At 43.1% G+C, this 25,680-nt stretch carries 20 protein-coding genes and 11 tRNA genes; 8 read left to right on the forward strand and 23 right to left on the reverse strand.

Translation table 11 applies throughout. The features are described from left to right. Positions 1-88: 88 nt before the first annotated feature. From infC to MHM98_RS02270, 3 genes are all read right to left on the reverse strand, one after another. Entirely contained in the window at positions 89-607 is a 519-nt protein-coding gene (infC, locus tag MHM98_RS02260; RefSeq protein WP_343229201.1) for a translation initiation factor IF-3, read from the reverse strand. A 27-nt stretch (positions 608-634) separates the two neighbouring features. Continuing rightward, positions 635-2,569, reverse strand: a complete 1,935-nt coding sequence (thrS, locus tag MHM98_RS02265; RefSeq protein ID WP_239437608.1) for a threonine--tRNA ligase — start codon at positions 2,567-2,569, stop codon at positions 635-637. 236 nt (positions 2,570-2,805) lie between these two features. Continuing rightward, positions 2,806-4,665, reverse strand: coding sequence for a DEAD/DEAH box helicase (locus MHM98_RS02270; protein WP_239437609.1), 1,860 nt, complete (start codon positions 4,663-4,665; stop codon positions 2,806-2,808). Positions 4,666-4,977: 312 nt separating this feature from the next. On the opposite strand from MHM98_RS02270, the gene MHM98_RS02275 reads away from it, so the two are divergent. Then, on the forward strand, positions 4,978-6,633 hold the full coding sequence (locus tag MHM98_RS02275; RefSeq protein WP_239437610.1) for a FapA family protein: 1,656 nt from the start codon (positions 4,978-4,980) through the stop codon (positions 6,631-6,633). A 17-nt stretch (positions 6,634-6,650) separates the two neighbouring features. Here MHM98_RS02275 and MHM98_RS02280 read toward each other — a convergent pair whose 3' ends face one another. From MHM98_RS02280 to gltX, 11 genes are all read right to left on the reverse strand, one after another. Next, complete coding sequence (locus MHM98_RS02280) at positions 6,651-8,609, reverse strand: TonB-dependent receptor (protein WP_239437611.1); 1,959 nt, start codon at positions 8,607-8,609, stop codon at positions 6,651-6,653. A 9-nt stretch (positions 8,610-8,618) separates the two neighbouring features. Then, complete coding sequence (locus MHM98_RS02285; RefSeq protein ID WP_239437612.1) at positions 8,619-9,860, reverse strand: sensor domain-containing diguanylate cyclase; 1,242 nt, start codon at positions 9,858-9,860, stop codon at positions 8,619-8,621. After that, entirely contained in the window at positions 9,857-10,393 is a 537-nt protein-coding gene (locus tag MHM98_RS02290) for a YfiR family protein (RefSeq protein WP_239437613.1), read from the reverse strand. The genes MHM98_RS02285 and MHM98_RS02290 overlap by 4 nt, the downstream gene beginning before the upstream one ends. Before the next feature lie 353 nt (positions 10,394-10,746). Beyond that, positions 10,747-10,822: transfer RNA gene (locus MHM98_RS02295), tRNA-Glu, on the reverse strand. A gap of 30 nt (positions 10,823-10,852) precedes the next feature. Beyond that, a tRNA-Glu gene (locus MHM98_RS02300) sits at positions 10,853-10,928 on the reverse strand. A gap of 40 nt (positions 10,929-10,968) precedes the next feature. Next, positions 10,969-11,044: transfer RNA gene (locus MHM98_RS02305), tRNA-Glu, on the reverse strand. 44 nt (positions 11,045-11,088) lie between these two features. After that, positions 11,089-11,164: transfer RNA gene (locus MHM98_RS02310), tRNA-Glu, on the reverse strand. 51 nt (positions 11,165-11,215) lie between these two features. Further along, positions 11,216-11,291 (reverse strand) — tRNA-Glu (locus tag MHM98_RS02315). Positions 11,292-11,321: 30 nt separating this feature from the next. Then, a tRNA-Glu gene (locus MHM98_RS02320) sits at positions 11,322-11,397 on the reverse strand. Between the two features lie 20 nt (positions 11,398-11,417). Further along, a tRNA-Ala gene (locus MHM98_RS02325) sits at positions 11,418-11,493 on the reverse strand. 238 nt (positions 11,494-11,731) lie between these two features. Then, positions 11,732-13,141 (reverse strand): glutamate--tRNA ligase, encoded by a 1,410-nt coding sequence (gltX, locus tag MHM98_RS02330; RefSeq protein ID WP_239437614.1) that lies wholly within the window; start codon positions 13,139-13,141, stop codon positions 11,732-11,734. Positions 13,142-13,490: 349 nt separating this feature from the next. Between gltX and MHM98_RS02335 the strand changes: the two genes are divergently transcribed. The 5 genes from MHM98_RS02335 (at position 13,491) to MHM98_RS02355 (ending at position 15,286) form a co-directional block, all read left to right on the forward strand. After that, positions 13,491-13,566: transfer RNA gene (locus tag MHM98_RS02335), tRNA-Val, on the forward strand. 40 nt (positions 13,567-13,606) lie between these two features. Continuing rightward, positions 13,607-13,682: transfer RNA gene (locus MHM98_RS02340), tRNA-Val, on the forward strand. A 58-nt stretch (positions 13,683-13,740) separates the two neighbouring features. Continuing rightward, positions 13,741-13,816 (forward strand) — tRNA-Val (locus MHM98_RS02345). A gap of 120 nt (positions 13,817-13,936) precedes the next feature. Continuing rightward, positions 13,937-14,012 (forward strand) — tRNA-Val (locus tag MHM98_RS02350). 776 nt (positions 14,013-14,788) lie between these two features. Continuing rightward, the gene (locus MHM98_RS02355; protein WP_239437615.1) at positions 14,789-15,286 is read left to right on the forward strand and encodes a hypothetical protein; all 498 of its coding nucleotides are present in this window, start codon (positions 14,789-14,791) and stop codon (positions 15,284-15,286) included. 131 nt (positions 15,287-15,417) lie between these two features. On the opposite strand, the gene MHM98_RS02360 is transcribed toward MHM98_RS02355, so the two are convergent. Together MHM98_RS02360 and MHM98_RS02365 are read right to left on the reverse strand one after the other, a co-directional pair. Continuing rightward, positions 15,418-16,032 (reverse strand): DUF3365 domain-containing protein, encoded by a 615-nt coding sequence (locus tag MHM98_RS02360; RefSeq protein ID WP_239437616.1) that lies wholly within the window; start codon positions 16,030-16,032, stop codon positions 15,418-15,420. An 85-nt stretch (positions 16,033-16,117) separates the two neighbouring features. Then, positions 16,118-16,579 carry a hotdog fold domain-containing protein gene (locus MHM98_RS02365; protein WP_239437617.1) on the reverse strand — a complete coding sequence of 154 codons (462 nt, stop codon included), beginning with the start codon at positions 16,577-16,579 and terminating at the stop codon, positions 16,118-16,120. A 98-nt stretch (positions 16,580-16,677) separates the two neighbouring features. Here MHM98_RS02365 and MHM98_RS02370 point away from each other — a divergent pair, with 98 nt between their 5' ends. Next, the gene (locus tag MHM98_RS02370; protein ID WP_239437618.1) at positions 16,678-17,874 is read left to right on the forward strand and encodes a hypothetical protein; all 1,197 of its coding nucleotides are present in this window, start codon (positions 16,678-16,680) and stop codon (positions 17,872-17,874) included. 64 nt (positions 17,875-17,938) lie between these two features. Here MHM98_RS02370 and MHM98_RS02375 read toward each other — a convergent pair whose 3' ends face one another. The 4 genes from MHM98_RS02375 to MHM98_RS02390 are packed head-to-tail and all read right to left on the reverse strand — an operon-like array spanning position 17,939 to position 19,418. Then, complete coding sequence (locus tag MHM98_RS02375) at positions 17,939-18,226, reverse strand: S24/S26 family peptidase (RefSeq protein WP_275441370.1); 288 nt, start codon at positions 18,224-18,226, stop codon at positions 17,939-17,941. Positions 18,227-18,232: 6 nt separating this feature from the next. After that, entirely contained in the window at positions 18,233-18,733 is a 501-nt protein-coding gene (gene sodN / locus MHM98_RS02380; protein ID WP_239437620.1) for a superoxide dismutase, Ni, read from the reverse strand. A gap of 8 nt (positions 18,734-18,741) precedes the next feature. Further along, positions 18,742-18,951, reverse strand: a complete 210-nt coding sequence (locus MHM98_RS02385) for a hypothetical protein (RefSeq protein WP_239437621.1) — start codon at positions 18,949-18,951, stop codon at positions 18,742-18,744. A 38-nt stretch (positions 18,952-18,989) separates the two neighbouring features. Continuing rightward, positions 18,990-19,418, reverse strand: coding sequence for a hypothetical protein (locus tag MHM98_RS02390; RefSeq protein ID WP_239437622.1), 429 nt, complete (start codon positions 19,416-19,418; stop codon positions 18,990-18,992). Between the two features lie 183 nt (positions 19,419-19,601). On the opposite strand from MHM98_RS02390, the gene MHM98_RS02395 reads away from it, so the two are divergent. Continuing rightward, complete coding sequence (locus MHM98_RS02395; RefSeq protein ID WP_239437623.1) at positions 19,602-20,369, forward strand: hypothetical protein; 768 nt, start codon at positions 19,602-19,604, stop codon at positions 20,367-20,369. Between the two features lie 78 nt (positions 20,370-20,447). On the opposite strand, the gene thrC is transcribed toward MHM98_RS02395, so the two are convergent. From thrC to thrA, 3 genes are read right to left on the reverse strand one after another with little or no spacing between them, the layout of a single operon-like run. Further along, on the reverse strand, positions 20,448-21,725 hold the full coding sequence (thrC, locus tag MHM98_RS02400) for a threonine synthase (RefSeq protein ID WP_239437624.1): 1,278 nt from the start codon (positions 21,723-21,725) through the stop codon (positions 20,448-20,450). After that, the gene (gene thrB / locus MHM98_RS02405) at positions 21,712-22,683 is read right to left on the reverse strand and encodes a homoserine kinase (RefSeq protein WP_239437625.1); all 972 of its coding nucleotides are present in this window, start codon (positions 22,681-22,683) and stop codon (positions 21,712-21,714) included. Before thrB ends, thrC begins: the two co-directional genes overlap by 14 nt. An 11-nt stretch (positions 22,684-22,694) precedes the next feature. Beyond that, complete coding sequence (gene thrA / locus MHM98_RS02410) at positions 22,695-25,166, reverse strand: bifunctional aspartate kinase/homoserine dehydrogenase I (RefSeq protein WP_239437627.1); 2,472 nt, start codon at positions 25,164-25,166, stop codon at positions 22,695-22,697. Between the last annotated feature and the right edge of the window lie 514 nt (positions 25,167-25,680).

Raw genomic sequence — 25,680 nt, forward strand, 5'->3', positions numbered from 1 at the left:
GCATTGGGTTAAATTTACATAGCAAGGCGTACAAAATTCAGCCCCAACCTAGGTTAGGGCTGACATTGTAACTTTTAAGTTGCCTTAACTATTTCTTTTTCGGTGCTAATACCATTACCATTTGGCGACCTTCCATTGCTGGAAAAGACTCCACGTTAGCTAGTTCAGCTACATCATCTTTAATACGATTCAATAACTTAGTACCTAAACCTTGGTGTGCCATTTCGCGACCACGGAAACGCAGTGTAATTTTCACTTTGTTCCCGTCTTCAAGAAAGCGATTCAGGTTGCGTAGTTTTACCTGATAATCACCTTCGTCAGTTCCAGGACGGAATTTAAGTTCCTTGATCTGGACCTGTTTATTCTTTTGACGTTGCTCTTTTTCCTTTTTCGATTTCTCGAAAATGAATTTACCGTAGTCCATAACGCGACATACAGGCGGCTCGGCATTTGGACTGATCTCAACTAAGTCTAAGTTAGCTTCTTCGGCAGCACTCATGGCTTCATGTAGTGAAACAATTCCTACAGATTCGCCGTCTGCGCCAGTTAAACGAACTTCACTTGCGGTGATTTCACCATTTATTTGGTGCAAATTCTTCTTTTGCACTTGTCCTCTTCTTGCGCCTTTAATCGGTTATTCCTCCAGTTGTGTAAGACTACGTGTTTGAATCTCGTTAGTCAGTGCGGCGGTAAATGCTTCTAATGACATTTTACCTAGGTCAACACCACTTCGAGTTCGAACGGCAATTTCTTGCGCTTCTACCTCTTTATCACCAATTACAATTTGGTAAGGCACGCGCTTCAATGTGTGCTCACGGATTTTAAAGCCTATTTTCTCATTTCTCAAGTCTGCTTTGGCTCTAATTCCGTTAGATTTCAATTTATTTACGATATCTGTGACATATTCGCTTTGTTTGTCGGTGATATTCATCACCACAACTTGCATTGGCGATAACCACGTTGGGAATAATCCCGCGTATTCTTCAATTAAAATACCGATGAAACGCTCAAGTGAGCCCAAGATTGCACGGTGAATCATCACTGGTGTGTGACGCTCGTTATCTTCGGCAACAAAAGTGGCGTCTAAACGATCTGGCATTGAGAAATCAAGCTGGATTGTACCACATTGCCATGCACGACCTAGACAGTCGTGAAGCGTGAACTCAATCTTAGGACCGTAGAACGCGCCCTCACCCGGCTGAAGTTCGTACTCAAGTTCGTTTTTCTCTAGTGCTTCGCGCAGCGCTTGCTCAGCGTTATCCCACACTTCATCACTACCTACACGCTGCTCTGGGCGCGTTGATAGTTTAATGGCGATATCTTTAAAACCGAATGTCTCGTAACAATCGAATACCATCTTGATACAGTCTGTTACTTCATCCAAAATTTGTTCGTTAGTACAGAAGATATGGGCATCATCTTGAGTAAAAGCACGCACACGCATTAAACCGTGTAATGCACCCGATGGCTCGTTACGATGACAAGAACCAAACTCTGCCATACGCAACGGTAAATCGCGGTACGATTTTAAGCCTTGGTTAAAAATTTGTACGTGACCCGGACAGTTCATTGGCTTGATAGCGTAATCGCGCGCTTCACTGTGTGTTGTGAACATGCCGTCGGCGTATTTGTCCCAGTGACCCGATTTTTCCCACATTGTGCGATCCATGATTTGCGGACCTTTCACTTCTTGGTAATCGTATTGGTTTAGTTTTTCACGAACAAATGTCTCAAGTTCGCGGAATACTGTCCAACCATCGTTGTGCCAGAACACCATACCCGGTGCTTCTTCTTGCATGTGGTAAAGGTCAAGATGCTTACCAATTTTACGGTGATCGCGTTTCTCTGCTTCTTCTAAACGTTTTAAATAAGCTTTTAATTGCTTCTTATCTGCCCAGGCTGTGCCGTAAACACGTTGTAGCATTTTGTTTTTCGCATCACCGCGCCAGTAAGCACCAGCCACTTTCATGATCTTGAAATGGTGACAGTGTTTCATGTTTGGTACGTGAGGACCGCGACACATGTCGATGTATTCTTCGTGGTGATATAAACCTGGGCGTGCATCTTTGTCGATACCGTCGATGATTTCTAGCTTGTAGCTTTCACCGCGCTCTTCAAAAACTTTGCGCGCTTCATCAACTGATACTTTCTTGCGAATAACGTCGTAGTTAGTCTTGGCCAGTTTTAGCATGTGCTTTTCAAGCTTGGCTAAATCTTCAACCGTTAATGAGTGCTCCATGTCGATATCGTAGTAAAAACCGTTATCAATGGTCGGACCGATGGCCATTTTGGCATCAGGCCATAGTTGTTTCACCGCGTGACCAATCAAGTGGGCACACGAGTGACGAATGATTTCTAGACCGTCTTCGTCTTTTGCGGTAATGATTTCAATGGCGCTATCTTCGGTGATTAGTTCACAAGCGTCTACGCGCTGACCATTGATGCGACCTGCAATACAAGCTTTCGCTAAGCCTGGGCCGATGTCCGCCGCCACATCCATAATAGATACGGCATTGTCGAAAGAACGTTGGCTGCCATCTGGCAGTGTAATTGTAACTGGAGTACTCATTAAGCTAATTCCTAACAGTGGTGACCTATACCAAAGATCACATGTCTTTTTTATTAAAAAGGTAGTGCCGATAATCATAAAATTACGTCGGCATAAAACGTTTTCCTTTTGTTCGCCAAACGTAGGCGGGAGCAAAAGGCGGCTAATTCTACCTTATTGCCTATATAACAACAATGATCAAAGGCTAAAAACAAAAAAGCCAGCATAATGCTGGCTTTCTATTACATCGCAATGACTTATTTGTCGCGACGGTTACCGCGATTATCGCTGCGATTGCCACGAGACTCGTTGCGCTGACCACGATGGCCTCTGTTATCGCGGTCACGGCGGTTGCCGTTATCACGACGATTACCATTGTCACGGCGGAAACCACCTTCGCGGTTGCCATCACGGTTACCACCGCGCTCACCACGACGTGGACGGTCATCCGGTAAGGTACCTGATTGCAGTTTGGTAAGCTTCATTGGCTTAGAGCACACAAATGACTTGTAAAGGTGATTTAGTGTCTCTTTAGGCATATCTGCTGGTAATTCAACAGTGGTGTAGCTATCGTGTAGACGAATGCCACCAATGAATTGGCTATCGATATTCGCTTCGTTGGCAATAGCACCAACCACGTTTTTAACCTGTACGCCATCTTCACGGCCAACTTCCATGCGGTAAGTATCCATGTTGATGTTTTGACGCGGCTGACGTGGTCCACGTTCACGACGGTTACCGCGATCTTCGCGGTCACGACCACGGTCATCACGATCACGACGTGCAGGACGTTTTGGCTCTGGCTCAAGTTGCAATGGCTTATCTTTTTGCGCCATAAATAACAAGGCAGCAGCAATTTCTTCAACTGTAGCTTCATCTTCTGCGGCAATTTCTTGGCTCAGTTTGCGGTAGAAATCTAAATCTTCAGTTTTAATTACGTTATCTAAGGTCTCACGGAAACTAACGATACGCTTAGCAGAGATATCATCGCGTGATGGTAAGTCCATCTCAGCGATCTTATGGCGTGTTAGCTTCTCGATAGTGTAAAGCATGCGCTTTTCACGTGGTGCTACGAATAAAATTGCGCTACCAGTACGACCAGCACGGCCAGTACGACCGATGCGGTGAACATAAGACTCGGCGTCATAAGGAATATCGTAGTTAATAACAAGATCTAAACGCGGAACATCAAGACCACGCGCCGCAACATCAGTTGCGATTAAGATATCAAGCTTGCCGTCTTTTAGGCGATTAATAGTGCGCTCACGCAATTGCTGAGTCATGTCACCATTGATAGCAGCAGCGCTGTAACCACGAGCTTCTAACTTCTCGGCGATTTCAACCGTCATAGTCTTAGTACGCGAGAAAATGATTACGCCATCGTAAGTCTCGGTTTCTAAGATACGCGTTAGCGCTTCCATCTTAGTGTTGCCGCGTACGAACCAGTAACGTTGGTCAATGTTTTCAACCGTTGCTGTTTTCGCTTCAATTTTCACGTGCGCCGGATCATTCATGTAGCTGTTACCAATGCGCTTGATGCTGTCAGGCATAGTTGCTGAGAACAATGCTGTTTGCTTGTCCTTTGGCGTCGCCTTCATCATAGTTTCAACGTCATCGATAAAGCCCATGCGTAGCATCTCATCAGCTTCGTCAAGTACTAGTGCCTTAATGCTATCAAGCTTAAGCGTGCCGCGATCTAAATGATCTAATAAACGACCTGGCGTACCAACAATAACTTGTGGACCGCGTTTAAGCGCTTTGATTTGCTGTGGGTAAGCTTGACCGCCGTAAATTGGTAAAACGTGGAAGCCTTTGATGTAACGTGAGTAAGCTTGGAAAGCTTCAGCCACTTGAATAGCTAGTTCGCGCGTTGGCGCCATCACTAGAATTTGTGGCTCGCTGCGTTCAACATCGATATTGGTTAATAACGGCAGAGCAAAAGCAGCGGTTTTACCGGTACCTGTTTGTGCTAATGCCATCACATCTTTGCCTTTTAGCATGTGCGGGATAGCCGCTTCTTGCACAGGCGAAGGACGCTCGTATCCAAGGTCTGCGAGTGCTTTGTGTAGAGGCTGAGCTAGCTCTAAATCGCTAAAAGTGAGAGTCGATTCTGACATATTTCGGGGTACCGGGCTAAAAAAAGGGCGCAAATTATAACGCTTAATGTGGTTATAGGATAGTCATTATTGGAATTAATTCCGATTTGGCGGGGATTTAGCGGCATTGATCACACGCTTTCTGGGCGGTTTTACAATTATTTGACAAAAATCATGCCAAAATCGTTAAACGTGAAATATTTCCCCTTTTACTAACAAATGAAATTGACAAATCGGTGGCAAATGATGCATCTTCCTACTTATCACCTAAATAGATTAGCTACACACATTTTGTAGCACTTAAGTACTAGAAAATAATGGATTGCTAATCCTATGCTCAGCAAAGATACCCTTGATATCTCTAACGACAAGATATCTATCAATATTGTCGCGCAAGAAAGCGAAATAAAAGCGATAGAGATTTGTCAGTTGTTACGGCGACTTAAAAACAATGATCTCATGGAGCTTGACGAAAACATCGCCCAAGCAGCGGACATGATCAATCAACTAACCCGTGACCATACCGCTAATGTCGTGAGTGATATCGTTATCGCCCAAGCCAAAGATGCTAGTTTAAGCGTTGAAATCATTAACGATGATATGAAAGCGATAGTGACAGTCAACGCGCCTTGGGGTGGCAAGCATGTACGCAAGAAAGATCTTGAACACTTTATTGTATTGCAAGGCATTACTTCAGGCATACAAACCGAGTATTTTGATGAACACTTAAAGGCAGCCGAGAAATTAAAACCCGGCCAAACCTATCAATTTGATGCAGCTATCGGTCAAGCCGCCATCGATGGCAATGACAGCGAGTTTAAAATTCTCGTTGGCACCATGGAAGATCGAGAGCTAAAACCGCAACAACGTGCTAATGGCAAAGTGGATATGCACGACTTGGGCGAAGTCACCACAGTTGCGGTAAATACGCCGCTGATTGAACGTATTCCACCAACCGAAGGTAAAGCAGGATTTACCGTCTTTGGTAAGGCGCTCGCGCCAACTCCCGGTGAAACTTTCGAATTTACTGTCAACGATGGTACACAAATATCGTCAGATAACAGTAATCTACTGGTAAGCGCAATTGAAGGTGTGCCGCGCCTTTATCAAGGTTCAATCGCCATCAACGATACCTTAAAGGTGAAAAACGTTGATATTGGTTTTGGCAATATTGATTACAAAGGCAACGTGGTGGTGCAAGGCGATGTCTGCGAAGGCATGACAGTAAAAACACAAGGGGATATTACCATTGGCGGCTGCGTTAATTCCGCCACCTTAATCGCTGGCGGTAATATTATTGTTGAGCAAGGTATTTTCGGCAAAAAGCGCCGTGAAGACGAATCCCTCACTTGTCATGTAGAAGCCGAGGGAAGTGTTAGCGCGCAATATATGCAGTATGCCGAGCTCTCAGCAGGCGTGAATGTTGAAGCGCAAACGCAGTTATTACATTGTCATGTCACTGCAGGCGATAGCGTGAAAGCCGCCAACAAAGGCGCGACCAAAGGGACGATATTCGGCGGCCATATTACGGCTAAAAATAAAGTGTCCTGTGTAGAGCTAGGCGGTAATGCCGGTAGTAAAACCGAACTAACCCTAACCGCAGAGCTTGGTAGCGTGCGTGAAAAACTCGATGCTCATCAGGAAACACTCAATAAAGAATTTAAAGTTTTACAACAACTTATAGCTGCTCACGACAAGGTCAAAGGCATTGATTCAAAACAAGAAAAAAAGCAGCTATTAAGCAAGCTAAAACGCAATATCGATAAGAAAGTGGCCATTATTGTTTCTGTTAAAAAAACCATGGCATCGCTAAATGAGCAGATTGCTCAAGCACGGGAATCTATGAGTATAGTTACTAAAAAAACCTTGTATGACGGCGTAAAAATCACCATGGATAATTGTGAGTCACAGACGCTTGAGCAATATAAAGCCATTAAAATCACACTGTCCGATGGCGCCATTACCATCGGTTCGTTGAAAGAAGACTGATCGCTCAAATAGACTCGTTAGAATTGGTACTTAAGGCTTAAATTGACCATACGCCCTAGTGCACTAGATGTAGTAAACAATTCAGAGTCGCGAGGAAATTCTACCAATTGATTATTAGTTAAGTTTTGCCCGACGATGCTCAAAATCAATTCATCTTGTAGGTGCCAGTTAATTGATAAATCTACCACCTCATATGCTGGTGTTTCGAACCAACTGTGCTTGCCAACGAATTTGGCGAGTAATTGCATTGAGACATCTTGATGCGGCGAGTACTGCACTCTGGCATAGAACTGCGTGTTGTCGTAATCCGATGACGTCACATTCACTTCTAAATGCGCTAAATCATCGAGTTCGTAATCAAGATAGGAGTAACCAATTAACGCATTAAGTTCAGGTGTAACTTGCCACCCCAATGCAACATCATAGCCATAGGTCGTTGCCGTGCCTTCATTGACCAAGGTGTTAACCACAGTAGGAACGCCGTTGATTAATTCACCGGTAATTCGACCGATAAATATTGAATCTAAATCTGTGTGAAATGCCGAGACATTGACATTAAAGTCTTCAGTTACATACCGATAGCCAAGTTCTTTACTCGTTGAGTAATCAATAGCATTTTTGCTACTTGCCCGTAAAATTAGTGCCGTTGAGTCCACGTCATTGGGAAATGGTGCACTAAAGCTGACATCTTGATCGGTATTGATCAACGTGCGATAACCTTTAGAGTAAGCCCCCCAAATGGAATGTTGAGGATTTATTTGATAATTAAAACGAGCACTTGGCGAATCTTCCCACTTCTCCATCAACGCCATATAGTCAAAGCGTGCACCAACAATTACCTTCAACCGTTCGTCAAAAAACTTTAATTCATCTTGAACGAAGGCTCCCCTATTTATTGAGCTAAGTCTAATAGCCAAGCTGTTGTCGGGAAAATCGCCTTCATTGGACACATAATCAGCGCCAAAAGACAACAGATGTTGTCCCATTTGATAATTCGCCGCGGTGTTAAAAGCAATCACTCTTTGCGAATTATCTGAACCATCAACGCCCCACTTCACTCGATTACCATAAAGCTGTGAATACCATTTTAAGCCATTGTCAAAAGTGTGGTCGACTCGAAAGTTATAATTGGTATGGCGCGAGTGACTTTCGCCATTTTGATAATACAGCCGATTTGTCGCAGGATTGGTTAAGCGCTCTACTATACCGTCGGTATTTTTACGCTGAAGAATTTGTGCTTTAAAAGAGCTTTTTTCACTGTATTGCAAGTCGTATTGTGCGCCAACGTGATGCCCTTTAGTGTAGTCATTAGGCAAGATATCAACGCCAAACTTTTGCTTAGTTTTAGATTCATTGCCGCGAATATAACCGCCAAATAGGCGAAAACTGCTGACATCATCAATTTGCGCGCCATAACGCAAATTCACCATTTGTTCGATTTCGTTGCCGACAGACGCACTCAGTGACACGCCTTGCGTATCAGCGGTATGACGCGAAATGATATTCAAAAGTCCGTTGTTTGAGCTGTTGCCCCATAGGCTACCGCTGGGACCACGTACCAACTCAATGCGTTCGATATCTTCGACTGGAAAATTTAAAGTTTCCCACGAAATACCATTAACGATAGGATCAGATACATTTTGCCCATCTATCATCACCAATACATTGCTGTTAAAGCGACTAGCAGCAGATCTTACCGAAATGGCCCACTGGTTATTATCAATACGTCTGGCATCGACGCCCAATAACAGTTTAAGTAACTGAGGTAAACGCGTATAACCAGAAAGCTCAATGTCGCGACGCTCAAGTACAAAGATACTGGCAGGTGTACCATCAATAGCCTGAGGACGTTTCATCGCCGAAGTTGTTTCAACTTCCAGTGACATCAATTTCATTAAATCATCGTCAATCGACAGGTTTTGAGCCTGTACCCCACCACTAATCACAGTCGCACCAATGAGCAGTCGCTTCAACATAAGAGTTCCTTACTGATATATCAAAAATTGATTTCGGCCTGACTGCTTCGCTTGATACATCGCAGCATCAGCGCGCGCTTTTAAGACATCGAAATCTTGACCATGAGTCGGATAAATAGCAACGCCTAAGCTCATGGTCATTAGCATAGGGCGATCCAAAATATTAAAAGGTACTTGGAATACATCGATAATTCGACGGGCTATTTCCGATGCGTCGTCACCGTCTTCGAGCATAAATAACATGGTAAATTCGTCGCCACCAATCCTAGCGACAGAATCCATTGCTCGACATTGTTTTTCTAATCGTTGGCCCACCTGACACAACAACTCATCGCCAGCAGCATGGCCATAGGTATCGTTAATGTCCTTAAATTTATCTAAGTCGATAAACATTAAGGCAACTTTAGTGTTATCGCGGTTTGCAGCAGCAATGGATTGTTTAAGGCGATCTTCATATAAAGCGCGGTTAGGAAGTTTGGTTAAATTATCGTAATAGGCCTGATTTTCCAATTGCTTGTTAAGCGCCTCAAGATCACGTGTACGCTCTGCGACTAAGGCTTCTAATGCCATTTCGCGATCATTAGTTTTTGCCAACATGTCGTTAAAAACATCCTGCAATAAAGCAATTTCGCCAGAGGCAACAGTTTGCGTTCGTTTGCTGTAATCGCCGCTGTCGGAAATCTCACTGGCCAAGGTCGCAAGCTCAATAATTGGCGTCGCAAAGCGCCGTTGTACCCACAATGACAACACAAATGAAAATACTAACGAGATAAAAATGACTGCAACCACAACGGTTAAATACACACGAATAGATTCTTTTATTTGCGTGTTGTTAACGACTAATATTAACTCTCCCGCTCGCTTGTCATCGATATAAAGCGGGGTCTTTATCGCGTAATACCCCATGTCGTCAACCACAGATTCATCGCTAAATTCACTGTTGCCGAAATCAACAAAGGATTGACCTAATTCATCAGTGACTTTGGCATATTCAACCATGTCATTTGTTTGCAGTGCATCCAATAGCGTTTGCGCTGACTGCGTATCGTTAAACACAACTGCGGCGGTAATATTGTCTGCTAACACGTCACTAATGACCGATATTTCTTTGGTCATTCGTTGCTGTGCGGCGCGATATTCATTGATGCTAAGACCGGCAATGGCAATTAATATTGAAACCATGCTTACCGAAACTATTAACGCAACGATTTTCTGACCCATTGAAAGCTTGAGAAGTAGCTTATTAATCACTGGCCACCTCCTTCGCTTTGAGTAATTCGGGCTAATCGCAGCAAACTAGCATTTATTGTTAAATTCGATGATGCGACTCTTGAGGGGTTGATTTCAAAACGGAGTTTATTGTCGGCAAGGAAGAAATTGATATGACTCATCGACTGACTCATTCCCCTACTCTCACTGACAATCAATAAATTATCAGTCGCTAAATCGTTATTATGGGCAAGCCATTGTGCAGCGGATGATTTGTCAATAAACAGCAAATCACAATCTTGAGCGTCGTATTTTTCAACAACACTAAAAGAAGGCTTTAAATCGAACCAGGTTTCATTGGCGAGTTTTGAGGAAAAAATATCGCTGATCTCGACATCGCTGACACAAAACCGAAAGCGTTTGCCAGCGAAATGATCCCAGCGGGTATAACGGACAAAATTGGCGATGAAGGCGGCTTTTATATGATATTCACGCTCGTTAACGCTAGCGGCAGGAGCCGCAAAAGAAAGGTTCTGTAAACAGAAATATAGAGCGAGAAGTAACAACAAACGCATCATAGATATCCGCAATTACAATATTAGCGAGCTGCGATCACAACGAAATTCACCGCACTATTCAAATTTTAACTCCTTGTCTTATTTTGATAGATACCAAGTAACGAAAGTTGAAAAAACACTATAGCTCAACGCCAAGTTAATAATATGAAGCTTGGTATTACATTTCATTTGAACTGCAAACTAATACATTTGTTATAGAAAGGTACAGTCAGTGGTACAAATGTTAGCACATAATAAAGTAATCGACAGACAAATGTCGTGATAAACGATTCTTTGCGTATGAATATTGATTTTTATAGGTTTATTTAGAAATTTTTAGATATTGAACTGCTAACGAATGCTAACAGAGTTGGCGTCCCCTAGGGGTTTCGAACCCCTGTTACCGCCGTGAAAGGGCGGTGTCCTAGGCCACTAGACGAAGGGGACCCATGGACTGTTTTATCGATTGTGCAATGTTGGCGTCCCCTAGGGGTTTCGAACCCCTGTTACCGCCGTGAAAGGGCGGTGTCCTAGGCCACTAGACGAAGGGGACACATTAATTGCATCGATAAATGCTTGCTTGAAATAAAGATTGGCGTCCCCTAGGGGTTTCGAACCCCTGTTACCGCCGTGAAAGGGCGGTGTCCTAGGCCACTAGACGAAGGGGACACAGTTTCTTTACTTAAAGCAAAATTGTCATTTGTATTATATGTTGGCGTCCCCTAGGGGTTTCGAACCCCTGTTACCGCCGTGAAAGGGCGGTGTCCTAGGCCACTAGACGAAGGGGACACAGAGCGCTTAGTTTTCAAGTAAGCATAATACTTTTGATGAGAATAATAGTGGCGTCCCCTAGGGGTTTCGAACCCCTGTTACCGCCGTGAAAGGGCGGTGTCCTAGGCCACTAGACGAAGGGGACACATATATTACTATCATCGGTGTTATTAATTGGCGTCCCCTAGGGGTTTCGAACCCCTGTTACCGCCGTGAAAGGGCGGTGTCCTAGGCCACTAGACGAAGGGGACGCATCTTAATAACTAGTTAGTGGTGGAGCTATGCGGGATCGAACCGCAGACCTCTTCGCTGCCAGCGAAGCGCTCTCCCAGCTGAGCTATAGCCCCTCTACTAACTACGTTGTTCAGGAGGATGACTCATCCCTGACAACGAGGCGCATTCTATGCACCTCTCGTAAAAGAGTCAACTCATTTTTTTTAAATTATTACTACTCGATAAAAAAATGCGCACTTCGTTGAATCTTTAAACGTAAACCCTTATTACACCCTGTATTTTGCGCATAAAAAAAGCATATCCGAAGATATGCTTTTATGCTGTTCTACTAAATAGTATTAATAGAAAGAATTAACCTTCCAAACGAGCACGACAAAACTCAACAGCTTTGGCAATGCGCGCAACACTGCGCTCTTTACCTACAAGTTGTAGTGTCACATCTAAAGATGGTGACTGCCCTGCCCCTGTTACGGCAACGCGAAGTGGCATCCCCACTTTACCCATACCAATTTCTAACTCTTTAGCCGTTTCATCAATTGCATTGTGTAAGTTTTCTAATGACCACTCTTCTAACGCAGCGAGTTTCTCACCAACTAATTGCAATGGCTCAAGCGCTACACCACGTAAATGCTTCTTCGCTGCTGCTGCATCGAACTCTTCAAAGTCTTCATAACAGTAACGCGACTGCGCTGCTAATTCTTTAAGGGTATTAACACGCTCGCCTAATGCCGAAACAATGGCTTCTAACGATGGACCATTCGACGTATCAATGTTTTGATCATCCATGTGCCAGCTTAAGTATTTAGCAACATGTGATGGCTCACTAGTTTTAATGTAGTGATTGTTTAACCACAATAACTTGTCAGTGTTAAAACCAGACGCTGCTTTATTAATAGCATCTAGTGAAAATAGCTCTTTCATTTCATCAACACTAAATACTTCTTGCTCACCGTGAGACCAACCTAAACGCACTAAGTAATTAAGTAGTGCTTCTGGCAGATAACCATCATCGCGATATTGCATAACACCTACAGCGCCGTGACGCTTAGATAGCTTCTTGCCATCGTCACCTAAGATCATAGATACGTGAGCGTATTCAGGAATCGGCGCGCCTAATGCTTTTAAGATATTAATTTGACGCGGTGTGTTATTGATATGGTCTTCACCACGCACAACATGAGTGATGCCCATATCCCAGTCATCAACAACTACACAGAAGTTATAAGTTGGGCTGCCGTCAGTACGTTGAATGATAAGATCGTCAAGCTCACTGTTAGCAATAGTAATGTTGTCACGCACGTGATCGTCAAATGATACTTCACCCTCCAATGGGTTTTTAAAGCGAATTACGTGAGGAACATCTGTTGGCTGCTCAGCCAAGTTACGACAGTGACCGTCATAACGTGGTTTTTCACCTGCCGCCATTTTCTCTTCGCGCAACTTATCTAAACGTTCGCTTGAACAGTAACAACGATACGCTTTGTCTTCTTCAATTAACTGAGCAATCAACTCTTTATAACGATCAAAACGCTTAGTTTGGTAGTAAGGACCTTCGTTCCATTCTAGACCTAACCATTCCATACCTTCCATAATGGCGTCGATAGCTTCTTGAGTTGAGCGTTCAATATCCGTATCTTCAATACGCAATACAAATTCGCCACCAAGTTTTTGTGCAACAAGCCAAGAATAAAGAGCAGTACGGGCACCACCAACGTGTAAATAACCAGTTGGACTCGGTGCGAAACGTGTTTTGATTGTCATAATCAACAGTAACCTTAATTAGTGCTATCTATAGCAAGCTATAAATAAAGCAGAAGAAAAATAATTGCGTTGCCATAACTACAATAATGATATGGCTGATATGGGGCAGCATTTTAGCAATTTACACCACAACTACAATCAAGTTTGCCTGTGAATGTGAAATATTCGATTGAAATTGTTCCAAAATGGAATTATTTTGTTCAACTTGATGCAAAAGTCACCGCTTGGTGGTAATTATCAAAAAAAGCGTTGACTCTAAATCGAGTCTCTCTATAATACGCTCCCGAAACGACGAGACAGCAAATGCTTTTTCATCACCTTCTAATTTATAGAAGTAAAACAAAGACCCGGACGATTAGCTCAGTTGGGAGAGCATCGCCCTTACAAGGCGAGGGTCACTGGTTCGAGCCCAGTATCGTCCACCATTCTTTTACTAAAGAATCAAAACATTAGTTATCAAGACCCGGACGATTAGCTCAGTTGGGAGAGCATCGCCCTTACAAGGCGAGGGTCACTGGTTCGAGCCCAGTATCGTCCACCATTCTTCTACTAAAGAATTAAAACATTAGTAACTTTGTTTAGTGTAAAACAAGACCCTTGGACGATTAGCTCAGTTGGGAGAGCATCGCCCTTACAAGGCGAGGGTCACTGGTTCGAGCCCAGTATCGTCCACCATTCTTTTACTAAAGAATTAAAACATTAGTTATCAAGACCTTGTACGATTAGTGCAGGTTAAGAGCGGAGAGCATCGCCCTCTTCTCACCTTCTAATTTATAGAAGTAAAACAAAAGACCCGGACGATTAGCTCAGTTGGGAGAGCATCGCCCTTACAAGGCGAGGGTCACTGGTTCGAGCCCAGTATCGTCCACCACTTCCCCTTTTCTTATTTTTCCAAGATTTAAACTAACTCTGATTCTAGAGTTATATCTCTTTTTAAGATTTGCGAGAGAGCATCTTCAACTCTTTACAACCCGAACCGAATCACTGGTTCGAGCCCAGTATCGTCCACCACTTCCCTTTTTCTTATTTTTCCAAGATTAAAACTCACTCTGATTCTATAGTTATATCTATTTATAAGATTTTCGAAAGAGCATCTTCAACTCTTTACAACCCGAACCAAATCACTGGTTCGAGCCCAGTATCGTCCACCACTTTCCTTTTTCTTATTTTTCCAAGATTAAAACTCACTTTGATTCTATAGTTATATCTATTTATATGATTTGCGAGAGAGCATCTTCCACTCTTTACAACCCGAACCGAATCACTGGTTCGAGCCCAGTATCGTCCACCATTCCCCTTTTTCTTATTTTTCCAAGATTAAAACTCACCTTTACTCTATAGTTATATCTATTTAGAAGATTTGCGAAAGAGCATCTTCAATTCTTTACAACCCAAACTGAATCGCCGAGCGGAGCTTCATCTACCACTCGTACTTTTCTCGTCATGTCAAAAATGGCTTGTATCGTCAAATCTTATCAAATGCTCTATTTCTAACACCAATGCATCATTTTCCACAGAATAATGCGAAATAACGTTGTTTTTATTGATAATTTCTTAGCGATAATTTGCTCTTTTACCGATGTAGACTAACCTTACATAATTGTATAAAAAACACACACGATGAATCGCTGTGTAAGGAAGACTAATATGTGTTTAACGACACCGCTCGTTAGCAATGCGCTATCACTTAACGCAGCACCTAAGCTAATGGAAATGATGAACTTAATGCCAAGCATTGGCCAAGGCGTAGATCATTGTATTAACGATTTAGTGCATGCGTTATGTGACTCAGCAAACCAAACAGCGGCCAATAAGCTAATTAATAATGATCTATGTATGTTCTGTGATGAAATATTTTCTATGGTTCGTTCTAGGATGCCGCAAGTGCTCGAAAAATACAGTGACGACATTGATGATCTTAGTGAGTCAGGAGAATTAGATAGAGCAAATGAGTTAGCAACAAATATCCACTTTCTCTTCCCATCACTAGCACCACTAAACAACGAGTTAACCAATCAACAAATATTAGCTTATTGTAATGTAATACGATGCGATAATTTATTAATCGATGAATATCTATCGATTTTCAAACCACTCTACGACAAAATTGAAGCTAGTAGGACTTATGCTAAAGCTGCAAATTAACTCCTATTAATATTAATTCAACTAAAATTTAATATCCTTAAAATCCGAAAATTCCCACAAAGAACATAAAATCACTACGATTATTATCCCATCATCAACTAAAACACTATATTGAACTGTCTCTAGTTAAACTACTCTAGGAAAGGCAAGGTCAAACTAAATGCACCGCGCAAATCGCCGGCATTAAAACCAATGGCTTTGTCTTGCGGATAGAGCAATCTTATTTGCTGCAACAACTGCGGTTTGATATTTGTTCCATGACAAGTTAAACAGGGTTTCTGCGCTGTCGGAATCGCTTTCATATAGCGTAAGTAACGCTTATTGCCCCGTTCAATTATCGCTGAAGCTTCTAACGCTTTTGGGTTAACACCTTGCTGTTTTTGCGACTCGAAATGTAAAAGTACCGACTTTTCCCAATCAGACGGCATATTCGCCTGACTGCGGGGCTTTAGACTGGTGCGACTAACTTGCCATTTACTTTGGTTATTCACCGCTTTAGTTATTGACGGCACCGATACATTGCATGCCTTTAATGCGCCGGCTGGACCAGAAGATTTTAATGCCGGTTTAAGGGTATTTTGCAGCGCGCTGGCATAAGATTTAGTGAGTGTTCTAGCTTGAGCAATCTGCGTGTTATACCCTTGAGCGACCTGCTCAACAGACGCCATATCTTGGGCATTAACGCCCATGACTGCCAAGCTACTAGTGGAGAATAACGCCATCAATTGACGAGATACAATAGCCATTATTATACATACCCAACCTTAAATTAGAAAAAACTAATATAACAATCACTGAGTAAAAGGCAAATAGACTTTAAGCTAAAAAGTTTTACTTCTTCTCGCTCACCCATAGCTTGATGTGACCATTAACCACTTCAACATCATTTGCATCGAAAGCAGTCACTTCCACCAATAAATCCCCCGGCTGCCACGCGTCTTCAGGGACTTTAGCAACACAACGAATATCGGTGCCAGCTTTAGCAACATAGTTAACGTCCATGCCTTTAGGAAGCCAACGCAAATGCTTGGGAATTGACGCTTCAGCCATCATGCCCATTGCTAGTTCTAATCCGTTACACACAGCAATGGCGTGAACTGTTTTTATGTGATTATGCACACTGCGCTTTTTCTTAATCACACACTCACAATGATTGGCTTTAAGGGTAATAATTCGCGAATCAATGCTATTAAAATACGGCGCTTTAAAACCGATCATTCGAGAAAATAACCATTGTCCCGCTGGCCAATTTGAAACACGTTCATAAAGTTTTAGAATTTTGTTTTTATTCATAAGTTTTTATCTATAACCTTTTTATTTTTAAATAGTTTTCATTGCGATTTTATCACTACAGACTATCATTAGAGCTAAGGTATTTAACAGAGTAAATTATGACAAAGGCAGTCATTCCCAAGGATTGGTGTGAAGAAGCTCACCAACATTGGCTTAATGAAGATAAGGGTCAATGCATCAAACTCACCATTGAAGCACTCAATCAGCATGGCGTTGTTAAGCCCAAAGGCTTATACGAACAGATTTCCTATTACTTATACCTATCAGATGATTTTAAATCTGCGGCCTTTTTTATCGAACAAGGCTTAACGCATTACCCAGACGACAAGCAAATGGGTAGCAATTTAGTCAGTATTTATAGTCAGCTAAAGCGCCATCAAGAGGCCATTGAGGTGGCTGAAAAACTACTCCGTAGTGGTGTTGAAGACAGTAACCTGCTAGATGCCTTGTGCTCGTCCCTCTATCAGTCTAAACACTATCAACGTGCTACTGAAATAGGCACAAAGTCGCTGACTTTAAAAGATAAGCGCTATAGCCAGAACCCGCCCCAGCTCAAGTTAAACTTAGATATCTGCTACAGCTCAGTAGCTCAAAAAAACAAAGTCATCGCGTATTCGCTGTGGGGCAACAATCCGCGATACATCAATGGCACACTGCGCAACCTTATCTTAGCGAAAGATATCTATCCTGACTGGCAGGTTTGGCTCTATTTAGATAACTCAGTCGATGAAGCACATATCGAAGCGTTTAAACAGCTTGGCGCCATTATCCATCGTCAGCCCGAAAATCAGAGTATTAAGCAAAAATTGTGTTGGCGTTTTCTCGTTGCAAGTGATCGCCGCGTTGGCTATTTCATGGTGCGCGATGCCGATTCAGTCATTAACCCTCGAGAATTCCAAGCGGTTGAGCATTGGCTAATCTCACAAAAACCTTTTCATATTTTGCGCGACTGGTGGTCCCACACAGATTTAATACTCGCAGGAATGTGGGGAGGTATTAGCGGTGTCTTACCGCCCATGGCGCCGATGATCGAGTCATTCCAAAGTGGCAAAATGATGACGCCACATATTGACCAGTGGTTTTTAGGTCAAGTGTTGTGGCCTACGATTAAAGATCACAGCCTCATTCACGATCGATGTTTTAAGCATGCGCTCTCAACACCGATGCCAGGGATAAATCCAGGCGATATTCGCCATATTGGTAGCTGTGAATACACCCAAGACAGCGCGAAACAGGAAGCTTATTTAGCCCCTTGGAAACAAATGCTCTACGCAGGAACTAACACCGAAAAATAATCAAAAAAATAGCCAATTAACTTGGCTATTTTTGTTTATTATTCTCGAACAATTTGAATTGCCGTTAAGTTGGATTAACTATCCAGCGCACTTTTCCGAGTATTTGGGTGGGTTTAATACAGCCCATTTGTTCAACTGACAAACTGGCATGACTGTCACCTGCCAAATAGAAACCACTAATATTATCACCCCAGATAATACGTTTAACGATGGGGCCATAATAAGGATGCTCTACCTGAACCACATCGTTAACTTGATACAAAGGAGCAGGTTTTACAAACAAATAAGCACCATGCTTAATCGCCGGCAACATACTGCGTCCTGCTGCTTTTATAATCTGGTACCCGAACATCGTAAATTAGTTAAGTTTTGGGTAAACCAGCTCTTGTGCTGGCGGATAAGGTGATACCGCGCGAAATACTTCAACGCCCTTGGTTGCCCAGAAAATCTCAGCAAAGCGGTTAACCAGCTCCAGTAACTCCAATGTTACCGCTCTATCGATATGCTGCTTGGCCGCTGATGTTTTTAGCATAATAGAATGAACTAGTTGGTGAATTTCTGGAAATGCATCTAGCTGAGGCTGCTTAATATAATCCCCCCAAATTACCCGAACCTCTTCTTTAACTTTATGCCCATGCGTTTCTTTTTCGCTGACTAAACGCGAAAATTGCGCCTTATCATTAGCAGTCCAATCGGACTTTTGATTGAGCTCTTCAAGAAGGTCAACCATACGGATCATTGTTAAAACCGCTAGCTGCGCTGAAATTGGATCGTAAATCTTACAGGGAATATCGCAGTGAGCTGATACGCGCTCAAAACCCATTTTTGCATCTAGCTTGTTGAGTAACTTAAATAACATATCGCCTCCTAGCCGTTGTCTTTATTGCGTTTTTCAAGCTGCTTCTTACGCAATTTGTAGCTGATGACAGCTCCTACAATAAGAACTGGCGCAGCCCATAATAGATGAATTAATCCTGCACTCGGATGACTGTGATCATGGCCTTCGTGTGCCATGCTAGCGAAAGAGACTAATGTAAATGAAAGTGCGACTAACGCATAAAAAGCTCGGTTAAGCATGAAGTTCCCCTAATAATAATTGAGCATAATTAATTAAGTTAATGAAATTGATGAGCAGGCGTCGATAGCCATTCTTTATTGAGATTAAGTGTGTTAATACAACCATCGCACATTGGATTGCGCTGCCCGTATTCCAATAATGGCTGCAACGTAATTTTAGCTGTCAACATCAATTGCTGATGGAAGCGCTGAGAGCATGCGCCTTGTTGAATCAGCTCCAACACTCGTCGGTGCGGAATCGTTAAATAACGCAACGCTTCGCACTCAAGTCCCTGCTTTTCAAATAACGACGATAGATTGTGCTGGCCAGCAATCCACGCTTGCAGCAACTCAATATTCTCTGCGTCGTCATTCCATAAGTCTTCGATGATATCTACCGCTTGATAATAAGATTGTTCAGCATCGAGCCACGATTGCTCGTGAAAACTATCGTTTCCTAGCGCCATCATCATTTTCCACTGATCCATAAAACACCCTTAATGAAAATAATTATCATTTGTAACTGATAATTATTCCCGTGTAAAGAGAAACTTTCGATCAATTTAGTGGTCAATGGTCAGTGTGGCGCTTACAAAGCCTTACGTAACAAAAAGTTCAGATAGATATTATTGAAACCAATTCCGTTAATATTTAAGCTGGCAGAAAGATTTATGAATACTATCCCCAACCAATCTTCAATTCCTATGACAGTAACCAATAACAATCAGCAACCTACGTCATCGTTTGAGAAAGCGTCAATCTCGCCAGATAAGCTATCGGTGCAGCTTTCAGATCTTGGAAAAATCAGTCAAGAAATCGATATGACCGCCAACACTATTGATTCGATATTGATGAGTAATATGTCAGATAGCGATAGAAAAGAAGTTGAGCAAGTTTTTGCGAAACTCGATGGAATATTCGATGAGAGCAAGAGACAAGATTCAACTTCAGAACACGCTGATAAGTTAATGGCCCGAGCCGATGAGCTAATGGGAAAAGCATTTGACTCGCTGTCAGATGATAAGAAACAGCAGGTGTTGGATCTTTCTGCCAGAGTTGAACAACTAGAGATGAATATTGCTCAAGCGGAGTATAACAACACATATTCTAAACAAGAAATGATGGCGAATTCACAAACGATGGGGATGTCTTCTCCGCAAAACAATCAAGCTGAACTTGTAAACAACGCCTCATCGGCAAGCAAATCTGATAGTCAATCTGGGGATAAAACACTATCGGCGGCGGCACTTAATAATCTATCAGCAAACGAATTAAAGAAACTACCGCTTAGCGAACTCAAAAAGTTAAATGCAGCTCAGCTCAATAAACTTTCAACCGCTCAACTCAATATGCTTGAGTTACCACAGTTAAAACAACTATCAAGCGCCGCTAGAGCGAAGCTCAATGATGCTCAGCTTGCAAAACTTGGCAACCTATAAGCAGGAGCCATTGCCATAAAAAAGCCGGTACTCTTTTAAGAGCACCGGCTTTATCATTCATCATCCAGTCGGATTGATTTAGATCGCCATCAAGTGACCGCGCAGCTCACTAAAATCAATCTCGATATCTTTTGATAAGATTTCTTTATCTGCCACATCAGCCAAGGCTTTTGGTAAGGTGATATGAATATCTAGCACCTCTTCCACCGACTCTTGGAATTTAGACGGATGCGCCGTACACAAGAACACACCTGTCTCACCAGCTTGCAGCGAATTATTAAGTGCATATGAAGCAATTGCGCCATGTGGCTCACATAAATAATCGATAGCGTATAAGTCTTTTAAGCCAGCTTCTGTCTGCGCTTCATCTACCTTAACGCCAGTGATCAGGGATTTATCCCAGAATTTAACCTTGAGCAATTCTTCGATGCGCGGCCAGTTATTTGGCGCCGATACATCCATTGCATTAGAGCGCGTTGCAACAGTTGGCTCTGGTGACCATTCGCCTGTTGCTAGATAACGTGGCACCGTGTCATTGAGGTTAGTTGCAGCAATAAAGCGCTTAATAGGTAAGCCCATTGCTTTAGCTAGCATCCCCGCCGTCAAATCACCAAAGTTACCTGATGGGACACTTACTACGACTTCTTTGCGCTCAGCTGCTGGAATTTTTGCAACCGCTTCAAAAAAGTAACAAATCTGCGCCAAAAGACGAGCGATATTTATAGAGTTTGCAGAGTTTAAGCTAATTGCCTGTTTTAGCTCTAAATCATCAAAGGCGTCTTTCACTAGCTGCTGACAATCATCAAAGCGACCATTCACCGAATAGGTAGAGATGTTGCCGCCCAGAGTACAGAACAGTTTCTCCTGCAGCACACTGATTTTCCCTTTCGGATAAAGTACAGCAACATTAACATTATCAAGTCCATAAAAAGCGTGCGCTACTGCCGCGCCAGTGTCACCCGAAGTTGCCGTTAAAATTGTCGCTTTTTCATCTTTACACAAATGGTTAAGACACTGGGCTAAAAAACGCGCACCAAAGTCTTTAAACGCCAAGGTTGGGCCATGTGTTAGCTCTAATGCATAAACACCATCGCGTACTGGCTGAACCGCTAGTGGGAAATTAAAGGCATTGCGCACCATAGTCTCAACAGTGTCATTACCCAACTCGTCCCCTAACAGGGCAGTTAAGATATTAACGCTGCGGGTTACAAAATCTTGTTCAAGTAGTTCATCTACATTGCCTAGCTGTGGAATGTAAGATGGGAAAAACAGCCCTTGCTCATCACCTAATCCCAATTTTACCGCTTGAGCAAAAGATACTCGTTGCTCGTTTTTCTTTAAATTATACAGTTCCACGTTTTGCCTCCCTACGGGCACCTTGATTATCTAATTTACACACGTGGCTAAAGCCATCGTCGTTTTGAATATAGTTGTCGTTTAAATACTGCGCGAGCTGCTCAGCCTTGGTGAGATTATCCGTCACCGCAAATAGTGTCGGACCACTGCCACTGATACCGCTAGCTAATGCGCCCATATCGAGCATCGCTGCTTTATTCTCTAAAAATTTAGGAATGATCGGCCCGCGCAATGGCTCGGCAATCACATCCACTAGCAGCTTAGCGGCAAGTTCGTCGTCACGGCGATGACAGGCATCAACAAAGGCGCTGAGGTTTTTACCGAACAGCAACGCCGTTTTTAGATCCACCTGCTTAGGCATAATTTCACGCGCTTCACTGGTTGATACTTTGACACCTGAATACGCCACCACCCAATACCACTCATCAAAGGTCGGTAACGACGAGCACAATGTCTCTCCTTCTTCCACCATCAACTGCAGGCCACCCAAATAACTTGGTGCAACATTGTCATAATGCACGCTGCCGCTAATTTGTCCTTCCAGTTCCCCCATCATGATAAGAAGCTGGCGCTGATTAAAGGCATTGTCGTAAAACTCATTGAGGGCATAAAAGGCAGCAACCACTGATGCAGCGCTAGAGCCTAAACCGCTGCCCACAGGAAGCTCTTTTTCGAGCACCATTTCAATAGTTTTGGCACTTTGCCCCTTATTGCGCAATGCCTTGTGATAATGCACAGCGCAGTCATACAAAATATTTTGCTTAGGATCGCTCGGCAGTTTATGCGCGAATTTTCCTACGGTATTTACTACAATATCGCCTTGCCCGCCGTTTGTTTCAGAGATAGTGACAAAATCCCCTAACAAACAGCCATCAACTGGTGCAAGCGCGCCGCCGAGCACGTCAAAACCAACACTGACATTGCCCATAGATGCTGGCGCAAAAACTCTAATACTCATTAATAACCTCGTTAAACTTCACGCTGCCACGCAAGCGTTCTTAGCATATCGGCAAAAACACCCGCCGCTGTCACTTCATTACCAGCACCGTAGCCACGTAACACTAGTGGAATTGGTTGATAATAACGCGAAGTAAAGGCTAATGCATTCTCACCGCCTTTGACGCCATAAAGTGGCTGATCAGCAGCAAACTCCTTGATCTGAACCTTACATACTCGCTCATCACCTTCGCCTTCAATGATACCAACATAGCGTAAAACCTTACCTTCGCTGTTGGCTTTGGCAACACGCTCGGCAATTGCCGCATCAGCTTTTGGCAAATTAGCCATAAACTCTTCAACCGTGCCAGACGCATCAAAGTCAGCAGGCAACACAGAGTCGACTTCAATATCATCAAGCTCTAATTCCATGCCTGTTTCACGAGCAAGAATCAATACTTTACGCGCCACATCCATTCCACTTAAATCGTCGCGAGGATCAGGCTCAGTAAAGCACTTATCTTTAGCCACTTGCGTCGCTTGTGACAATGTCATTCCTTCGTCAAGTTGACCGAAGATAAACGAAAGGGAGCCCGATAATACGCCGCTAAACTCAACGAGTTCATCACCAGCGCTTAACAACTTTTGTAAGTTATCCATCACAGGTAAACCAGCACCAACAGTGGTTTCATACAAGAAGCGGCGACGCTTTAACAATGCTGCTTGGCGCAGTTTAGCGTAATAATCTTGCGATGATGTATTAGCCTTTTTATTAGGTGTTACAACGTGGAAACCAGCTTCGAGTAACGACACATACTGATCGGCAATAAATTGGCTCGACGTACAATCAACCACTAGTGGATTGAGCAAGTGATTATCTTTGGCAAAAGCGATCAAGCGAGCGACATCGTAACCTTCTTGAGCAACAGCGAGAGCCTCACGCCACTGCGACAAATCAATGCCCTCAGTCGTTAATAACATTTGCTTAGAATTGGAGATACCACAGACGCGAATTGCCGTATTCCGTTTGGCCAAATAAGCCTGCTGCTGACTGATTTGATTGAGTAGTTCAGCACCGACATTTCCAGCACCTACTAAGAATAAATCAATATATTGCATCGAATTAAAAAAGCGCTGATGACAAGCTTTGATAGCGCGTGAACAGCGATGCTGGTCGACAACGGTTGATATCGAGCGTTCTGAACTCCCTTGAGCAATCGCCACGACATTGACCCGCGCTTGGGTTAGTGCTTGGAAAAATTTCGCCGCCACACCTTGTACCGTTTTCATGCGATCACCAATCACCGAGACAATGGCCAATTGATGACGAATTTCTAACGGCTCTAACAAATCGTTTTTAAGTTCAAGTTCAAACTCTGCTTCAAGTGCAGCCTTAGCCACCAGATGATCACTTGATGGCACACAGAAACTGATGCTGTATTCACTAGAAGATTGGGTGATCAAGCTGATTGACACACCTGCCAGCGAGATAGACTCAAAAATGCGTGATGCCATACCCACCATGCCTTTCATGCCAGGGCCAGAAACACTGATCATCGAGATATCATCGAGATTTGAGATGGCCTTAACTTGATTCTCATCGTCTTGACGGTCGCTAGACACTAAGGACCCCGGCGCATTTGGATTAAAGCTATTTTTGATCAAACAAGGAATGTGATATTGGGCGATTGGCGTGATGGTTTTCGGATGCAATACTTTAGCGCCAAAGTACGATAATTCCATCGCCTCTTGATAGCTTAGCTGCTCAATGAGTTGTGCATCACTGACAAGACGTGGATCGGCGTTGTACACACCATCAACGTCAGTCCAAATTTCACAACAATCTGCGCGTAAACACGCCGCTAAACAGGCCGCCGAATAATCTGAACCATTGCGGCCAAGCGTGACAATTTCACCATCGCTATTTACTGCCGTGAACCCTGGCATTAACCACACACGTGCCGCAGATAAATCTTTGCTTTCAACTTTTGAGCGCGATAATTCAATATCCACCTGCGCTTCTAAATAATCACTATTGGCCATCATAAACTCTCGCGGATCGAGAATATCGACACTCAGACCGCGGGCCGCTAGCAGCTGACGCATAATAGCGATAGATAGGCGCTCGCCAACAACGAGTAATTGCGCGCGAATATTATCAGGACACTGAGCCAGTAATTTAACACCGTTTAACGTGCGACTGACTAAATCGTATTCAGCGTCCCACACTGCGTCAACTTGTTTCTTATCAAACGCTGGGTACTTAGCCGCTAAGCCATCAACAATTTGACGAAAAGTTGTTTTTACGCGCTGCAACGCATCTGCGTCGCTCGCGCCGCTGCTATTGCAATCAACGGCTTCAACAATGTTGTTGGTGGTTTTACCCGGCGCAGAAAGCACCACGGCCAATTGCCCTTTACCACTTCGTTCAACCAATATATCGGCAACTCGTTCTACTCGCTCCAAATCGGCTAACGAGGAACCACCAAACTTCATTACGCGCATTTCTTTACTCCACTCTTCCTAAATCTAATTTAAATAATTTCTTATCGCTTTTCACATGCTCTAAAACGAAAAAACCCGCGTCGGTTACGGCGCGGGTTTTTGCTAAAATCTGTTTTCTCTTACAGCGCAAACACCCCTCCGGAAATAATACCGGTGGTAATAATAATGTGGGTGTTAGTCAGTGTGATCATTTCGATTTATGCTCGTTGTTCGCTGCGTTTAATCGCTGTGCTTAATAATTGCCCTTTAGAATGACAGATAAAAAACGTCTGTCAATCACAAATTATTAACAACACAGAAGACTTTAGTCGACCCCAACAAAAAGCTTGATTGATAATTTCAAAAACGTATCTCTTTATTCGATTAAACACGCTATAAGCTATATCTCATGGCTTTTTGGTATATACAATCAGTATCGATTTAAGTCTAGCTCACGTCATTATCAAGCAATAGAAATCTTATCTATAGTCAACATTTGTAAATTCGTTGTTATTGCGGTTGCATCTAACGCCCA

The sequence above is a fragment of the Psychrobium sp. MM17-31 genome (genome assembly GCF_022347785.1).
GTDB lineage: Bacteria > Pseudomonadota > Gammaproteobacteria > Enterobacterales > Psychrobiaceae > Psychrobium.

Excerpts from the sequence above, each read along its gene's own strand:
- thrS (WP_239437608.1), bottom strand. The coding sequence starts at position 2,569 with ATGAGTACTCCAGTTACAATTACACTGCCAGATGGCAGCCAACGTTCT.
- MHM98_RS02270 (WP_239437609.1), bottom strand. The coding sequence starts at position 4,665 with ATGTCAGAATCGACTCTCACTTTTAGCGATTTAGAGCTAGCTCAGCCT.
- MHM98_RS02275 (WP_239437610.1), top strand. The coding sequence starts at position 4,978 with ATGCTCAGCAAAGATACCCTTGATATCTCTAACGACAAGATATCTATC.
- MHM98_RS02280 (WP_239437611.1), bottom strand. The coding sequence starts at position 8,609 with ATGTTGAAGCGACTGCTCATTGGTGCGACTGTGATTAGTGGTGGGGTA.
- MHM98_RS02290 (WP_239437613.1), bottom strand. The coding sequence starts at position 10,393 with ATGCGTTTGTTGTTACTTCTCGCTCTATATTTCTGTTTACAGAACCTT.
- gltX (WP_239437614.1), bottom strand. The coding sequence starts at position 13,141 with ATGACAATCAAAACACGTTTCGCACCGAGTCCAACTGGTTATTTACAC.
- MHM98_RS02355 (WP_239437615.1), top strand. The coding sequence starts at position 14,789 with ATGTGTTTAACGACACCGCTCGTTAGCAATGCGCTATCACTTAACGCA.
- MHM98_RS02360 (WP_239437616.1), bottom strand. The coding sequence starts at position 16,032 with ATGGCTATTGTATCTCGTCAATTGATGGCGTTATTCTCCACTAGTAGC.
- MHM98_RS02365 (WP_239437617.1), bottom strand. The coding sequence starts at position 16,579 with ATGAATAAAAACAAAATTCTAAAACTTTATGAACGTGTTTCAAATTGG.
- MHM98_RS02370 (WP_239437618.1), top strand. The coding sequence starts at position 16,678 with ATGACAAAGGCAGTCATTCCCAAGGATTGGTGTGAAGAAGCTCACCAA.
- MHM98_RS02375 (WP_275441370.1), bottom strand. The coding sequence starts at position 18,226 with ATGTTCGGGTACCAGATTATAAAAGCAGCAGGACGCAGTATGTTGCCG.
- sodN (WP_239437620.1), bottom strand. The coding sequence starts at position 18,733 with ATGTTATTTAAGTTACTCAACAAGCTAGATGCAAAAATGGGTTTTGAG.
- MHM98_RS02385 (WP_239437621.1), bottom strand. The coding sequence starts at position 18,951 with ATGCTTAACCGAGCTTTTTATGCGTTAGTCGCACTTTCATTTACATTA.
- MHM98_RS02390 (WP_239437622.1), bottom strand. The coding sequence starts at position 19,418 with ATGGATCAGTGGAAAATGATGATGGCGCTAGGAAACGATAGTTTTCAC.
- MHM98_RS02395 (WP_239437623.1), top strand. The coding sequence starts at position 19,602 with ATGAATACTATCCCCAACCAATCTTCAATTCCTATGACAGTAACCAAT.
- thrB (WP_239437625.1), bottom strand. The coding sequence starts at position 22,683 with ATGAGTATTAGAGTTTTTGCGCCAGCATCTATGGGCAATGTCAGTGTT.
- thrA (WP_239437627.1), bottom strand. The coding sequence starts at position 25,166 with ATGCGCGTAATGAAGTTTGGTGGTTCCTCGTTAGCCGATTTGGAGCGA.